Genomic DNA, 16379 nt, shown 5'->3' with positions numbered 1-16379 from the left:
CCATGTAAAAAACGTATTTATTTTACATCGATATTTTTATCCATCTTACTTGTCAATGCAGTGAAGGCAGTTAGAATTATCCAAATTGCAAAAACAAAGATAATCGCACCGAATACGAAAAGAAGTGTATTTGAATTTGACCCGAACCATGACCATTCAAATAGCACCTGCTGGAACATGGCATATAACGTCATAAACATTAAAAAAATCATTGGAATCAATACAACTGCATAATTCCTGCCTAGTCGTTTTAGCCAAATTGCAATCAAGAGTAAACTGATTCCTGCTAACAGTTGATTTGCTGTACCGAACAATGGCCATAGCAGATAACCACCTGATCCAAAACCTTTTGGTCCTTGTGGCAATAGCACTAGAGCTGCACTCGATACCACCGCAACTGTTGTAGCAACATGTGTTTTTGACAATACAGGCATTTTATACTCAACGCCTAGTTCAGCAATAATGTAGCGCATAAGTCGAACCGATGTATCCAATGTAGTTGCTGCAAAACTTACGATAATAACTGATACAATTGTAGCGGCAACATCAGGTGGAATCATTAAGCCCGTTGCTAGTTTACTCGCACCTTCCACAAATACATTCAATCCAGCACCACCAGCTGCAGCAAAACTACTGTAGGTTGCCAAAAATTCATCAGCACTTCCAAAAAACGTAACAGCTGCAATGATCGCTATTAATGCTAAAGCACCTTCACCAACTGCACCTAAATATCCAACAAAACGTGCATCCGTTTCTTTATTTAATTGTTTTGAGGATGTCCCTGATGATACAAGTCCGTGAAAGCCTGAGATTGCACCACAAGCAATCGTAATAAACAATAGCGGGAACCAAGATATATCTGAATCGACGTTAGTTACAGGAGCCGTTACTTCAGGATTTAAGAATAGTAATCCTAAATAAAGTATGCCCAGGCCAACAATAAGTTGATGCGAATTAATGAAATCCCGCGGCTGCAATAGCTTCCAAACTGGTAATGTAGAAGCGATATACACATATACCATTAAAATGATGATCCAAATGAAAAATGCCGTCGAAACTGCACCTAGACCGAATAATCCTGCACCATTTTCTCCACCCATGTACTGAACTAAATCAATTTGTAAGAAGTCCACTTTACTTGCTACAACCGCTGTTACGTACATAATAGCTAATGCAATTAATGATGGTACAAGCATTTTCTGCTTTCGCTTGTATACAGCTAAACCAATCCATATTGCCAAAGGGATTTGAATAAATACCGGTACAACACTAGCTGGGAACGAAATAAATAGATTTGCAATCACCCAAGCAAACACAGCATTTACCATTAAAACTAATATAAGAATAATGAATAAAAACAAAATCTTAGCACGTTGCCCGATTAACTTATTGGCAAGTGTTCCGATTGATTGTCCCTTGTTTCGTACTGACAGGACTAACGTACCAAAGTCATGAACACCCGCAGCAAAGACTGTTCCAAGAATCACCCATATAAAGGCAGGTAACCACCCCCAATAAACAGCTATCGCCGGTCCTACAATTGGTGCTGCACCTGCAACAGATGTAAAATGGTGCCCCCATAATACAAACCGATTCGTTGGAACAAAATCGACGCCGTCCTTGTAACGGTGTGCAGGCGTCACATAGTTAGGATCTAGTCGAAATATTTTTTCTGCAACAAATTTTGAATAATAACGGTAACCCAACGTAAAAACTAGCATTCCGATTATTGCAAGTAATATACCACTCATCACTCTACCTCCCCTAAATTTAGTTAAGGACTTACCCTATTAAAGGCTATGTGATGTAGTTTAGATTTAGTACAACTTATTTTGCTGCCTGAAGTGCTTGGGATATGGTTGATATATCTGCATAAGCGTGAATATTGTGGTATATCGGTCAATGAATGTGTAAAGCGGAGGATATAGTTATCTACTACCTTTGGTTTGAACAAACAAACCAAAAAAGGAGCTACACCCCAGTGCAGCTCTATCCAATCTATTAATCTCTTCCCATCCCACGCAAAAATTTGAGCAGCATGGTTATGCTTCGATTAATCTCCGGATCTTTTAATGATTTAATGAGATTCATATAAGAAGTTTTACTAGAACTATCAGCTTGCCTCGCTTCTTCCATACCCCGGTTTAATTTTTCAGTAAAATAATGAAGTTCATTCATTTCCAACTCGCCTAGATACAAAAATAATTTACTTAAATTCTCAAGGGTTGCAGAATATTGCGGTTTATTCAATTCCTGCATGATATTTTCCAGCGCATCTTCTTTGTGCTTTACGAATGCATTCATCATATCTAACGTACCATTTCTATTGACCGTTGCGAGTAGATCAATCCCTTTAAGAATGGCATCTTTATTTTCACTTAATGCTTCTGAAACTTCTCTAAGATTTCGTTCGTAAACAACCTCTTTCGGTAATTCCTTCCGTTTAATATTTGTAATTGGGTTAGCCATTACGATTTCACCTTTCTTCCTAGAAAAGTATAGTCATCTCGATCCCACTTCCGTTCTACATTTACACCAATTTGGGCCTGTGGATTTCCACGCCGATGGTTGTTAGTCGGCAGTGGACTTTTCCCCTTTTTCTTCAAAACTTCCATTTTAACAGCAATTTCTTTATATGCAGGCGTATTACTATCTTTATCGACACGATTGTCAGTCAAATAGTTTACGGCAGATTTACCATTATCATTAAGTGGCAAATACAATTCTTTACCACGTACACGATTCGTAATGTGAACAACCCCTTTTGCATGACCAGCATCTGAAGTCAATCGGACCTCTGCACCTTCCTGGATTCCTCGTTCTTTTGCTAGTTCCGGTGAAACTTCAATAAAAGCATTTGGTGTCTTCCTTGAGATACCAGCAGATTTGTATGTCATGTTCCCTTCATGAAAATGTTCTAGTAGCCTACCATTATTTACATGTAAATCATATTCTTCGCTCGTATCATATGGCAATTCAAAATCTAATGGATAAAGTTTGGCCTTGTTGTCGTCGAAAGGAAAACCATCGACGTATAACAATGGTGTATCTGTTCCATCAGCTGCTACAGGCCATTGCAAACTATTATAATTCATTAATAGATCATAGTTCACTCCAGCAAATAATGGTGCTAGACTAGCTGATTCCTCCATGATTTCGGAAGGATGTTGATAATTCCAGTCATACCCCATTTTGTTCGCAATTTCCATAATGATTTTCCAATCTGCCTTTGACTCTCCAACTGGATCCAGTGATTGATACAATCGCTGGATACGCCGTTCCGTATTCGTAAATGTCCCTTCTTTTTCCAAACTTGGAACAGCAGGTAAAATAACATCTGCATATTCTGCTGTTTTTGTTAAAAATAAATCCTGCACAACGAAAAAATCGAGTTTCCGAAACGCAGCAGTTACGTAATTAATATTGGAATCTACTACACCCGTATCTTCCCCCAGAACATACAATGAACGCAATTCACCATCATGAATTGCATGCATCATCTCATGGTTATCCTTTCCTGGCTCAGTAGGCAAGTCTGTATTCCACGCCTTCTCGTAGCGTTTCTGTGCTTCCTTATTAGAAACCTTTTCATATCCCGGGAAAAAGTTTGGCATACTCCCAAAATCACTGCAGCCTTGAACATTGTTATGGCCGCGCAATGGATATGCTCCTGTACCATTTCGCATGTAATTACCGGTTATAAGTAATAAATTTGAGATTGCTGTACTTGTGTCACTGCCTAATTGATGTTGCGTCACTCCCATTGCCCAACAGATTGCTAATTTGTCGACAGCAACTATCTCTTTAGCAATTTCTTTTAACGTTTCTTGTGGTATTCCTGTTACTTTTTCTGCATAATTCATTGTAAATTTAACCAAGCTTGCTTTATATGCATCATAATCGTTTACCCATTTATCAATAAATGCACGGTTTTCCCAACCTTGATCGATAATGTATCTAGAAATTGCCGAGAGCCAGACTAGATCCGTACCACTTTTCGGTTGTAAGAATCGATCTGCTCGCTTCGCCATTTCGTGTTTTCGTAAATCAAATACAAATAGCTTTTGACCAAACAATTTTTGTGACCGTTTAATTCGGGAAGCTAAAACTGGGTGTGATTCTGCTGTATTGGATCCAATCGTGATTACCATTTCCGCTTCACCAATGTCATCAATCGATCCTGAATCTCCTCCATGACCAACCGTACGGAACAGTCCTTTTGTTGCAGGGGCCTGACAATACCGTGAACAGTTATCAATATTGTTCGTGCCAATAACTTGCCGAGCAAGCTTTTGCATTAAATATGATTCTTCATTTGTTGCTTTTGACGAGGAAATAAAACCAAGAGCATTAGGACCATGCTCTTCTTTTATGTCATTAAAACGTTTCGCAACATAGGTTAGTGCTTCGTCCCACTCTACTTCTGCAAAATGATCACCTTTACGTATTAATGGTTTCGTTATGCGGTCTTCAGAGTTCACATAATCCCAACCGAATTTCCCCTTAATACAAGAAGAAATTCCATTTGCAGGCGAATCTTTCTGTGGTTCAACCTTTAAAATTTTGCGATCTTTAGTCCAAACGTCAAACGTACAACCAACACCACAGTACGTACATACCGTTTTCGTCTTATTAATTCTTTCCTCACGCATGGCTGCTTCTGTATCAGAGACAGCAAATAATGGACCATATCCTGGCTCAGCTTTTTTCGTTAAATCAATCATTGAACGTAATAACCCAGGCTTATGGTCAGTCATAAATCCAGCCTCACCTATCATAGAGGTCTCCATAATCGCATTACACGGGCAAACGGTAGCGCACTGACCACAGCTTACACAGGAAGATTGGTCAATTGGTACATCGTTATCCCAAACGACACGAGGCTGCTCCCGTTCCCAGTCAATCAACAGTGTTTCATTAACCTGAACATCCTGACATACTTCTACACATCGTCCACAGAGAATGCACTGATCTGGATCATAGCGGTAAAATGAGCCTGAATTATCTACTTCATACGGTTTAGGTTTGAATGGTTTTGACTGGTGCTCTAAACCAAATTCTGCTACAGTATTATGTATTTCACATGCTCCATTGTTATAGTCACAAACCGTACAATATAATTCATGTTTTTCTAAAATAGTACCAAGTGCTTCTTTTTGAGCAACATGGGTCGTCTCCATTTGCGTGTTAACTTCCATACTCTTATTGATTGTTGTACCACAGGCACGAACGATTTCGCCATTTACCTCAACCATACACGTATCACATGTCTGTACCGGTCCTAATGACTCGTTATAGCAAATTTGTGGTACAAACTCTTCTGTTGTATTAATTAAATCAAGCAAATTTTGTCCCGGTTCAGCTAAGAATTCTTCTCCATTAATTGTTACTATGATATGTTCTTGCACGTTCTTCTCCTCCCTGGTTAGAATTCAATTTAACAAAAGCACTTTCAAGGATGTATTAATAACCATTTCCCGAGCTACTACCACATAAAACCATGTATATTCACTACCTCCCATAAATATTTATATTTGTTCAAAGCAAAAAAAACATTCTCATGTTATGTTGAGAATGTCTTTTCTACACTTTCAGCAGGAATGCAATTTTGATTAAAAGATTAATATAGCCAGCACCGTTGATGTGATCAGACCAACAATTACTGGAATAAAGTTTTTACGGACCAAGTCCATGACAGATACCCCACAAAATCCAGCAATTGCAATTAAAGACGACCATGCAACAATGGTACCTCCACCAGTCCAGATCGCTCCCATTTGACCTATTGCTGCTAAGGTCCCCGAATCTACCCCAGCATTATCTAACGATGCTGCAAGCGCACCTGTAAGAGGTAGACCTGAAAAACCGGAGCCATCCAAACCAGTAATAATCCCAATGATCAGCACACTAAATGCTGCTAATAAGGCACTTTGTGGTAAAAACTCCTGCGTTGATTGAACAAGATCAAACAGTAATGCCGGTGGATCCTCGACACCTAAAATACTACCAGCAAAATCACCACTTCCCAGGAAGAAGAATCCCGCAATTGGAATTACCGGCCCCATCGCTTTAAATGCAAAAACGAATCCATCTGTAATGTGATTACTAATATAATCTAATGCATGATGTTTTCCAAAGGCTACGGTTGATAAAAGTAATAAGATTACAGCAACGCCACCAACAAATGCTGCACCATCGCCGCCCTCAAATCCACTCATCCTGCCCGATATTAATTTTGTATACATCATATAAACGACAACAGCTACTAGTGCTAGTGGTACCAGTATAGCAAAAAGTTTACTCCATCTTTTTAAATGAGTAGCATGTGGCTTGTTAGTAGATAGGGTTTCTGTCTGCAAAGCTTGTAAGTCTTTTTCAATTAAAGGACTATCTTTTGGACGTATTGTTTTACGATACAACAAATACGCAATAGCAATCGCAATACTACCAGCAATCAGTGATAATACTAACGCTTGATCGGCTACTATCCCAATATCAATACCAGCAGATTTTGCCGATAAGCTAGGTGCAACCTGCACAATATAGTCAGATGACAATGCCATACCTTGCCCAGCAAGTGCAATTGCAACCGCTGCCGTCATTGCAGGTAATCCAGCTCGAACCGCTGCAGGTACAAGTAATGCACAAATCAACGGTACTGCCGGTGTCGGCCAGAAAAATAATGAAATCACATACGTTATACCGATTAAAACAAAAAATGAAACATGGCCATTGACCATCATTTTCTGGATTGGCTGAATCATCCTTCGATCTGCTCCCAGGTCTCTTAAAGAATGGAGCAAAGCCATCATGAAGGTAATAATTAGGAAAATACTAAAAAGCTCTTTTGCGGCAACTAGGTTTGCGTTAAAAATTGCAGTAAATCCTTCGATGATGCTTCCGTTATACACCCAGGCAATAACAAACGTACCTAGTAAAGTAGGAAGCACAACACCTTTTCTGAAAATCATTGTTAAAATGATAATTAATGTAAATAACCCATATAACCAATGCGATATCGTAAGCTCCACTTTAACCTTCCTTTCTTTCCTACGTGTGCTATAGCCTATGCACATTGGTTAAAGTGGGTGAGAAAAAACAGGTATTTTTTACTATGTCCTAGGTATCTGAGAGATATTTTCACTCACGTGGCGATGTTTTTGCTCTCACGAAGCTTGTTGATCCATAAAAAAACAGACAAACACTCAATCATGTTTATCCGTTTCCTTTTTTTCCGCACATTCATTACAATGCAGCAGCCCTTCAGCCTGAACACCGTCAAAAAATCCATCTTCACAATACACATTTTTACCACATGACTGGCAATCTCCTATCAATTCACGCATGCAATTCACCTCTATAATTAGTATACAAAAACGAACAGAAAAAGGTAACTCCCCATCAATGAGAAAGTTACCTCTGAAATGTGAGCGGCACATTAAATGTCATGCTGCACTTAATAATGTTCTAGGTTGTTTATTGAACAAAAAACTTACAACTAAAGTACAAATAATAAATGATGGTACCATATATGAACAATTATATACTAATGAATATAACCAAACAGGTTGACCTTCAGGCGCGAACTCGGCAAAGAAAACTATACCGGCTGCAAAATGTGCGATAAATCGAAACGCTGAACCGATAAAAACTCCTAACATAATGTACAGAAAACTTGTTTTTGTTTTTCCATCTTTGATTGCCCGTTGGACTGGTTTTGCAAATATTCCAGCTAAACCTAATACTGTAAAAGCAAAACCGTATTCAATTACACCTTGCCAAAAATAGTAAATACTTGCTGGACCGATTGCTACCTGCAATACGCCCCATAATAACCCAGACAACAATCCACCCTTTAATCCCCAGCGAAACGCCACAATAAATATCGGAATCATCGCCAAAGAAACTGATCCGCCCTGTGCCCATATTTTAAACGATAAAAATGGAATAATATCTAATAGATAGGCTAATGCCGCAAAAATTGCAACCTCAATTAAAAACAATGTACGTTTTGAACGCATTTCTCTAACCTCCCCTAATAGCAGACTTGCAATCTACTACGCGAATAATTTGAACACAAAAAAAGCAATGTCAAAGGGGAAGCTTCCTGATGGGGAATCCGCTCACATTGCTTTTTATTCCATCAAAAAAGCCACCATCCCTACGCTAGTATTAACTAACAGGTTCAAAGGGTAAGAACAAAATTGTTCACTCTCAGCCAAATGGCTCCCCCTGTAGACTTTTATTTCTATGCTTTTTTCATTAACTGTATTATAACCTATCTACCATTCATTGACAACGCCTGAAATAAAGCCGGTTAGAGCGATAAAAACTCCTCAACATCATTTACACACAGTTGAATTGCATTTTCCCAAAAATCGGCTTTTGTTAGATCAACACCTAAATGTTTTTCAGCCAAATCTTCAACTGTCATGCGTCCAGTATCACGTAACAATGAAATATAATCTTCCTCGAAACTTCCACCCTTCTCAAGTGCATGTGCATAAATACCAAGACTAAATAAATAACCAAACGTGTAGGGAAAATTGTAGAAAGGAACACCGGTAATATGGAAATGAAGCTTCGATGCCCAGAAGTTTGGATCATAGTCATCAATTGCATCACAAAAAGCTTCTTTCTGCGCATCAACCATTAATTCATTCAATCTATCTACTGAAACCTGCCCTTGTTTACGCTCTTCATAAAACCGCAGTTCGAAAAGAAACCTCGCGTGAATGTTCATAAAAAATGCAACACTGCGCTGAATCTTATCTTCTAATACATTTTGTTTTTCTTCTTTCGTTTGCGCATTTTTAACCGTTGCATCAGCTATAATCATTTCCGCAAATGTTGATGCGGTTTCCGCTACGTTCATTGCATAGCCCTGATTCAACCCGTTTACATCGTTCATGACATGCTGATGATAAGCATGACCTAACTCATGGGCTAATGTGGCAATATTAGATGATGTTCCAGAATAAGTCATAAAAATCCGGGTTTGTTCACTATCCGGAAAACTTGTACAAAATCCGCCTGGTCTTTTTCCTGCCCTGTCTTCTGCCTCAATCCAGCGCTTATCAAACGCCATTTGGGCAAAGTCGGCCATTTTCGGACTAAACTTACGGAAATTGTCCACGATAAAATCAGCACCTTCTGTATAGCTGGATGTCTTCACAGACTGTGTCAAAGGTGCTCCAATATCATACATGCTCAGTTTTTCCTGTCCTAGTAATTCCGCTTTCTTATTTAGGAATGAAACAAAGGGTTGTTTATTTGAAGAAATAGCATTCCACATCGCATCCAATGTTTCTTTTTTCATACGATTTATTGCTAGCGGCTCATTTAAAACATGATCCCAGTTACGGTGTTTGTATTTTTGCAATCGGAATCCAGCCAAATGATTAAGTGTTTGGCCAAACATATTCGCATTTTGCGACCACGCTTTTCCTATTTGTTCAAAAACATGTTTACGAACCGAACGATCTGGATTGCTTAATTTGTTTGAGGCTTGACCCACTGAGTATGATTTAACATCTCCGTCTTCTTCAATTTCTACACTCATATTTCCTACAATCGTATCATACATTTGACTCCATGCATGATACCCATCAATAGCAAGATCATTGATTAATACTTCCTGTTCAGCTGATAATAGTTCCTTCGCCTTCTCTCTATTTTCATTTAGAACATAGGAAACATCTTGCAAATTTGGCCTTTTAAGTTGCTCTTCCCATGTTCGATCATCAATCGATATTAATTTTTGTTCCAAATTTGTTTTTACTGCGTCCATTTCAGCTTTTAATTCACTACGTTTTCCTACTAACAGACTCGCTTTTTCATCCTTCACATTTTGTGCATTTAGGCAACTGACAAACGCTGATACCTCACGCAATTTTTTCATTGTTCCCTCAAGTTGCTCCACAATATTTTCTAGTTTACTAGCATCTACTGCTCCATTTGTTGGTGTAAAGTTATCCACGCTTTCAGAAAGAATTTTCACCTCTTGTTTGACTGTTTCCATGTATGTATGAAAAGCTTCTGAATCACTACCTCCTGGGAAGATGACATCTATATCCCATGTTGGTTCGTACGTTTTTAACATCAAATCTCTCCCTTTAAAGATTTCCTGCTTATTCTATTATACCGATAAGTGTGAATATTTTCATTATAATTTATTAAAAAATATTTCCATTTTGTCAGTAAATGGCTTGAATCCATTGTTTTACGGATAAACCTGCATATCAACACAGGATTATTAATCAAAATTTTTTAAGCTAAGCTTGGCTTATGGTGTATACTCGCCATGGCAAAAAATCCCGCTTACCATATTTGGTAAGCGGGATTTTTTGATCTAACTAATTGTCGCACCTGTTTTAGGATGTCCATATAGTTGAACCTTACCAAAATCACGCGTTTGGATAATATAAACATATGTTTGAGGGCTCCCTAAGATTTCATATGTGAGACCATTAAATTTTGCTGGATTTAGAAATCCTTTTTCATTTCCAACTACAGGCGCAACATTAAGTGGATATACACGCCATGATGTGGCACTCTCTGGTAAATGCAATTTTTTAGTTTTTGAAATGTGTGGAATAACCGTATCCAGAACATCCTCACGACCGGAATGATTATACACATAGCCAATAAAATCACAAAATGCTTTTACAACAGCTTCAGCGTACTTTTTCCAACTTTCATTTAGTTGTCTTTCATCATCTTGCCGTGAATCCGCAAATCCATATTCAATGATATTTGTTGTAACACTACCAGTTTCCCGATTCATAAAATAGTAATCCTGCTTAACGTCATCTGGTAATACTTTCGTAAAAATCCGTCGTATGTTTTGACCTGCCAGTTCCAGTTCCGATGCAATTTCTTCAGCCATATCTTTGCCGCCATAAATCGAATGAATGACCTCTGCACCATCGCCTCCACCAGAATTAATATGGTTGGAATGACAATATCTTGCCCCGCTATTCCGAACTATTCTTGTTCTGTCATCGGTCGTAAGCGTTTTATCCGTATTCCTTGTCATAACCACTGGTACACCCAATTGCTTATATCGTTCATATTGATAGAGTGAGATTTTTAGATTCATATCTTTCTCGATCCAGTGACGATTTGAACCACCTCCCGGGTCCCTTCCACCATGCCCAGGATCAATAATTAATATTGGCTTCACTTAGATTTTCCTCCCTTAACTTTTGTAAGACCATTTTTCTGCAATAACTCTCGCTGCTTCTCCCCTGTTTTTGTCACATAATTATTTTTAAACCATGCGACAACAGCAGAGATGATTGTAAATAGTGAAGCCACAAACTGCTCAATTAATTCGCTATCAATCGGTAATGGCGATTTTCCATAAATTACTAGCATTTGGTTAACTAATGCTAAGAGAAGTGCAGCTGTCCGAACAATTGTACCTTTGTCCAATTCCTCCACCTCCTAAAACCTCGTATACCATATTATTTTCAGTTCTTGGCACTTTCGGAACGGCTTTATGACTTGATTGGAAACCTAAATTTCATTTGGAGGTCTGTTCTACATATACAATCGAAAAGTTAGATATAGAAAGTGGCATTAATAAAATAGCTCAAGGCTAGAAAATAAACAGCGGCTACCTAGCTTATTCCATAAAAAAACAACCCTGCCATGCATATGCTGACAGGGTTGTAGGATTAACGGCGTGGAGTCCGTTTGATGGGGAGGATTCCGTTAGTAATATTGGAAACAATATTATTGAAGATGACTACACCAAAAATGACAACAATAATTGCGGTGAAGAATTGAATGACAATACTTACAACCTCATTTGAAGTAAAGCCAATTAAAAAACGAACTCCATAATACAGAATTGTTCCCCCAATTCCCGTAACGAGTATAAATGTTAGTAGAACACCAAGTGTTTGCATAATCGTTAGTTTCTTCCAAACTTCTTTGTGTTTAAATGCTACATAAATAAGATAAGCAACTAAGATAATTCCTATTAATATTGCACGATTCATATTATAGATTCTCCTTAGGTAAAGGTTTTCTTTCTTCAACTGCTTTTTTCAGTAATTGCTGCATGTATCCAATTCCCTTACATTGTAAAAGCGGGAACGACCTTGGCATGGAACTATCAAAACTTTCATTAATAACTTTTTTATACTTTTTGCCAGTTAAAACGATCAATTCATCAAATTGGTCCAGTCCTTTTTCCCTTACTTGTTGACGTAATCGCTCATACGAGATAATTTCATCACTTTTTTGATTAAATGTGACATCATAATTACTGTCTACTATATCCTCGCTGAATAAAAAACCATGTTTGGCTGATAAGACAACCCACTGATCTGTAAAGGTTTCCGCATAATTTTGACATAGTTTATGAAACGTTCCTATGTATGCTTCGCCTGCTGGAACTGGTCCCAATTCAGGCTGTTTGTCCCATATTTTTTTAATACCACACGGAATAACACTTAGTTGTTTCACCTACAAAACCTCAACTTCCTATTTTCCTTCTATCATTATAGCATTTTCGTAATTCAGTTTGTAGCACAGTAGTTTAAGCGAACATTATCAAGGGAATGTGAGTACTAATAACAACGCATCAAAAATTACTTGACAATATAAATTTATTATTTTACACTTAGTTACATAAAGTAAGTTATAAACTATTATTTTGTGGAGGGATTTACGAATGGAAAAAACAAAATGGACTGTTGATGCAGCACATAGCTCGTTAGAATTTGTAGTAAAACATATGATGATGTCTAAGGCTAAAGGAGTATTTAACGATTTTGATGCAACAATTGAAGCTGATCCAGAAAACCTAGAAGGAGCAGAAGTAGAATTTACTATTAATGTAAACAGTATTGATACCCGTAACGAAGCGCGTGATAATCATTTACAATCTGCTGACTTTTTTGATGTAGAAAATCATCCTACTATAACATTCAAGGCAACAAATATCACAAAAAAGTCTGAAGGAAATTATGACGTGACTGGTGACTTTACCATTCGTGGTACAACAAAACCTGTTACATTTGATGTAACGTTAGAAGGGTTACACAAAGATCCGATGAGTGGTAATCAAGTTGCAGGTTTTAGCGGTAGCGGAAAAATCAGTCGTAAAGAATTTGGCCTAACCTGGAACGCTGCACTTGAAACTGGCGGCGTACTCGTTGGTGACGAAGTTAAAATCAACATTGAAATCGAAGCTCATAAACAAGCATAAATCTACTATATAACGAGCAGCACTTCTCACTTCTAGACAATGAGGAGTACTGCTCGTTTATTATCATGCTCTTTTTTTCATCAACCATAAAAAGTATGGAGCACCTATAATTGCTACTAATATCCCTGATGGAATTTCGTTTGGCGCAAGTAAGGTCCGGCTAAATAAATCAGCCACCACTAAAAGTGATCCACCGATTAAAATCGTAACAGGCAGTAATCGTTGGTTAGTTGATCCAACTAAGAGCCTTGCTAAATGCGGTGCTATTAATCCGACAAATCCGATTGCTCCTACTGCCGCTACACTAAATGCTGCAAGTAACGTTGCCAAAAATGCCAATTGAAATCTACTTGACATTACTTTTAGTCCCAGTCCTTTAGCCGTATCATCACCTAATGACAACGTATCCAGTACACGCACCCGTAAAAGCAAAAGCGGAAACAGAATCACAACTGGCCAAATTAAATAGTTTAGTAATTCAGACCAGCCTTTTGCATACGTAGTTCCGGATAACCAGGTCAACGCTGATGCTACGTTAAGATCTGCACGAACAACTAGTATCTGAATAATCGCTGATCCAAACGCTGATACACCAATACCTAACAATGCTAGAATAGTAGGCTGGAACTCTGCTCGGATCGCTAATACCATTACAAAAATAAAGAAAACCATTGAGCCAACCATCGCTCCAATAGGAACCCATAACGCTGATACCCCAAAAACAAACATCGTTAAAAGAGCGCCAACACCTGCACCAGAGGTTATACCAATTACCGAAGGATCTGCTAATGGATTCCTTAAAACCCCTTGAAAAATTAACCCACTAACTGCTAAAACCATCCCACTTAACAGTGCTACAAGTGCACGAGGTAACCGTAAATCGATAATCAAATTTTTCATAAATTCGTTTGAATCACTAAACAGCGCCTGGAGCATTACCATTGGTTCAAACCCATAATTTCCGGTAGCCAGACTTACAAACATTGTTATTAAAATCAATGCTATCAGAGCAGGGATGATTATCTTTAAGGAAATACCTATCGTTGTTTTTCCTGCCATAACAGACGTGTTTTCTTCCCCATACTTTGCTTTCTTCATTCGTAAAACTAACCAAATTAACCATGGTGCACCGATTAGAGCTGTGATTGCGCCTACGGGTAACTCAGAAAAAGATGGATCGATTATACGAGCCAATATATCTGCGAATAATAACACATTAGCTCCCCAAATAAACGAAGCAATAATGAGCGGTAAATGCTTCCGATAGCCTATCAACTTAATAATATGTGGTGCTACAAGGCCGACGAAACCGATTGGTCCTACAACACTTACAGTAACAGACGTTAGCATAACCGCTGCAATTATGGAGAGGAATTTTATCACATTTACATTTTGACCTAAGGCAATTGCTACATCATCACCCAATGTCAAGGTATCGAGTTTAAAGGACATCATCAACAGTATAACCAGACCAGCAACAATAAACGGCCAGGAAAAATGCACACCACTCCAATCATTTTGTACGAGTGTTCCCGCTCCCCATAAAAACAATCCAGCTGTTTCATTTTCATAAAAGATTTGCAAAACACTTGTTAATGATGAAAACAAAAAGGTAACGATCATACCTGCTAACACCATGCGAACCGGTGTAGCATTATTGCCACCAGATAATACAAAAACAATTAAAAATGTAAAAATACCACCAAGAAATGCAACCATAATACCGTTACCAAAAAGCGCAACTGGAAAGAAAACAGTACTGAATACAACAGCAAAATATGTACCTGAATGTATACCTAGTGTACTCGCGGAGGATAAAGGGTTCTTTGTAACAGTTTGCAGAACAACTCCAGCAACAGCTAATGCACCCCCGGCAAGAATCCCCATAACTGCCCTTGGCAACCGCAATACCCGTACAGTATGATGTGCTAACGTATCCTGTGGGGTAAAGATTGCTTCAATAGTAGTGGAGGTTGGAATCGAGACATTTCCTTGATTTATATGTATAAAAGTTAATATGCACAAAAGCGCGGCTCCACCACCAAAGGTCAGAACCGCAACTATTGATTTTTGTAAATTCCTACTCATACGATCACTCTTTTACCATAGCATCTGCAAATTGTTTTGCTAGTACTTTCGCTGATAACACGCCTCCAAATGTCCATGTATCCCCAGGAAGCTGATGCGTATTTCCAGCCTTTACAAAGCTTAAATTCTCCCAAACAGGGTTTCCTTTAAGTTCATTTGCAAATATATTATTATCCTTTTGAACAATATATAAAAACTGTAAATTCTCTTTTTGGAAGTTTTGCAACGCTTCTACCGTTACTTCGCTAAAACCATACTTGTCAAATTTATCAGGTTGATAAGCATTCTCAAATCCTAAGTTATTCATTACTTTTGAAACAATTGAATTATCGGTAAACAACCGTAAAATTGGCGTATTTTGTGCAGTATATGCTTGCGTTACGATGTATTTAGAACCTTCGAGTCCAGCATCAGCAACACGTTGTTTTTGTTTATTCATGTACTGTTCCAAGTCTGCCAATTCCTTTTCTGCTTCTGCTTCTTTATCAACTATTTTAGCTAGCTTTTTGAAATCAGTCACCATATTTTGGTAATGATCCTTTGAAGACGCTTCACTATATGGATCAAACATTACAGTTGGTGCAATATCTTTCAAGCTATCTAAAATTTGTTCATGGCTGTTTTTAAATGCAATAATTAAATCAGGATTAAGTCTTGAAATTGCTTCTAAGTTCGGCTCTTGACGAGTCCCAACATCTTTAACGCTTTCAGCAAATTTTTTATCAACATTAACCCATTTATTATAGCCATCTATATCTGCCACACCAGCTGGCTGAATTCCCAAAGCTAGTAAGTCCTCTGCATATGCCCATTCTAATACAACAATTTTTTTCGGTGTCCCTTTAATCGTTTGTTCGCCTATCGCATCCTCAATTGTAATCTCTCGTTTTTTATCTGATGCGTTTGAATCATTCTTACTACCTTTAGATTCGTCATCACTACTACCACAAGCAGCTAATAATGATAAACAAAATATAAGTACTAACATACCTACCTTTTTCATATGTACCTCTCCTCCGTTAGCTTTATTTAACCCATTCAATCTAATCATGTAATGGTGTTACGTTGA

General features: G+C 38.1%; 14 protein-coding genes and 1 riboswitch. Of the genes, 1 reads left to right on the top strand and 13 read right to left on the bottom strand.

Annotated elements, in window-relative coordinates; all coding sequences use genetic code 11:
- Positions 1-17 precede the first annotated feature (17 nt).
- The 11 genes from CS937_RS07610 to CS937_RS07565 all read right to left on the bottom strand — a co-directional run bounded on the left by CS937_RS07610 (position 18) and on the right by CS937_RS07565 (position 12477).
- A complete protein-coding gene (locus tag CS937_RS07610; protein ID WP_099157875.1) occupies positions 18-1751 on the bottom strand; it encodes a carbon starvation CstA family protein in 1734 nt (577 codons plus the stop codon).
- Between the two features lie 250 nt (positions 1752-2001).
- On the bottom strand, positions 2002-2469 hold the full coding sequence (locus CS937_RS07605; protein WP_099157874.1) for a helical membrane plugin domain-containing protein: 468 nt from the start codon (positions 2467-2469) through the stop codon (positions 2002-2004).
- Positions 2469-5408, bottom strand: coding sequence for a formate dehydrogenase subunit alpha (gene fdhF / locus CS937_RS07600; RefSeq protein WP_099157873.1), 2940 nt, complete (start codon positions 5406-5408; stop codon positions 2469-2471). The genes CS937_RS07605 and fdhF overlap by 1 nt, the downstream gene beginning before the upstream one ends.
- Before the next feature lie 204 nt (positions 5409-5612).
- A complete protein-coding gene (locus tag CS937_RS07595) occupies positions 5613-7031 on the bottom strand; it encodes a hypothetical protein (RefSeq protein ID WP_099157872.1) in 1419 nt (472 codons plus the stop codon).
- Between the two features lie 174 nt (positions 7032-7205).
- Positions 7206-7346 carry a hypothetical protein gene (locus CS937_RS19430; protein ID WP_176555788.1) on the bottom strand — a complete coding sequence of 47 codons (141 nt, stop codon included), beginning with the start codon at positions 7344-7346 and terminating at the stop codon, positions 7206-7208.
- A 99-nt stretch (positions 7347-7445) separates the two neighbouring features.
- On the bottom strand, positions 7446-8021 hold the full coding sequence (gene thiT / locus CS937_RS07590; protein WP_099157871.1) for an energy-coupled thiamine transporter ThiT: 576 nt from the start codon (positions 8019-8021) through the stop codon (positions 7446-7448).
- Between the two features lie 120 nt (positions 8022-8141).
- A riboswitch (TPP riboswitch) is annotated at positions 8142-8243 on the bottom strand.
- A gap of 74 nt (positions 8244-8317) precedes the next feature.
- Positions 8318-10102 carry a M3 family oligoendopeptidase gene (locus CS937_RS07585; protein ID WP_099157870.1) on the bottom strand — a complete coding sequence of 595 codons (1785 nt, stop codon included), beginning with the start codon at positions 10100-10102 and terminating at the stop codon, positions 8318-8320.
- Between the two features lie 249 nt (positions 10103-10351).
- Complete coding sequence (locus CS937_RS19685; RefSeq protein WP_245835723.1) at positions 10352-11185, bottom strand: N-acetylmuramoyl-L-alanine amidase family protein; 834 nt, start codon at positions 11183-11185, stop codon at positions 10352-10354.
- A complete protein-coding gene (locus CS937_RS07575; RefSeq protein WP_099157869.1) occupies positions 11182-11445 on the bottom strand; it encodes a phage holin in 264 nt (87 codons plus the stop codon). Before CS937_RS07575 ends, CS937_RS19685 begins: the two co-directional genes overlap by 4 nt.
- A gap of 236 nt (positions 11446-11681) precedes the next feature.
- Complete coding sequence (locus CS937_RS07570; protein WP_099157868.1) at positions 11682-12008, bottom strand: hypothetical protein; 327 nt, start codon at positions 12006-12008, stop codon at positions 11682-11684.
- Between the two features lies 1 nt (position 12009).
- Complete coding sequence (locus CS937_RS07565; protein ID WP_099157867.1) at positions 12010-12477, bottom strand: DUF6884 domain-containing protein; 468 nt, start codon at positions 12475-12477, stop codon at positions 12010-12012.
- Between the two features lie 208 nt (positions 12478-12685).
- On the opposite strand from CS937_RS07565, the gene CS937_RS07560 reads away from it, so the two are divergent.
- Positions 12686-13222 (top strand): YceI family protein, encoded by a 537-nt coding sequence (locus CS937_RS07560; RefSeq protein WP_099157866.1) that lies wholly within the window; start codon positions 12686-12688, stop codon positions 13220-13222.
- 63 nt (positions 13223-13285) lie between these two features.
- Here CS937_RS07560 and CS937_RS07555 read toward each other — a convergent pair whose 3' ends face one another.
- Together CS937_RS07555 and CS937_RS07550 are read right to left on the bottom strand one after the other, a co-directional pair.
- Entirely contained in the window at positions 13286-15310 is a 2025-nt protein-coding gene (locus CS937_RS07555; RefSeq protein ID WP_099157865.1) for an iron ABC transporter permease, read from the bottom strand.
- A gap of 4 nt (positions 15311-15314) precedes the next feature.
- On the bottom strand, positions 15315-16313 hold the full coding sequence (locus CS937_RS07550; RefSeq protein ID WP_099157864.1) for an ABC transporter substrate-binding protein: 999 nt from the start codon (positions 16311-16313) through the stop codon (positions 15315-15317).
- Positions 16314-16379 lie beyond the last annotated feature (66 nt).

This window comes from Virgibacillus ndiopensis (assembly GCF_900187325.1).
GTDB lineage: Bacteria > Bacillota > Bacilli > Bacillales > Amphibacillaceae > Virgibacillus_E > Virgibacillus_E ndiopensis.
The sequence above is the reverse complement of the archived record's forward strand: the minus strand, read 5'-3'. Positions and strand labels throughout refer to the sequence as shown.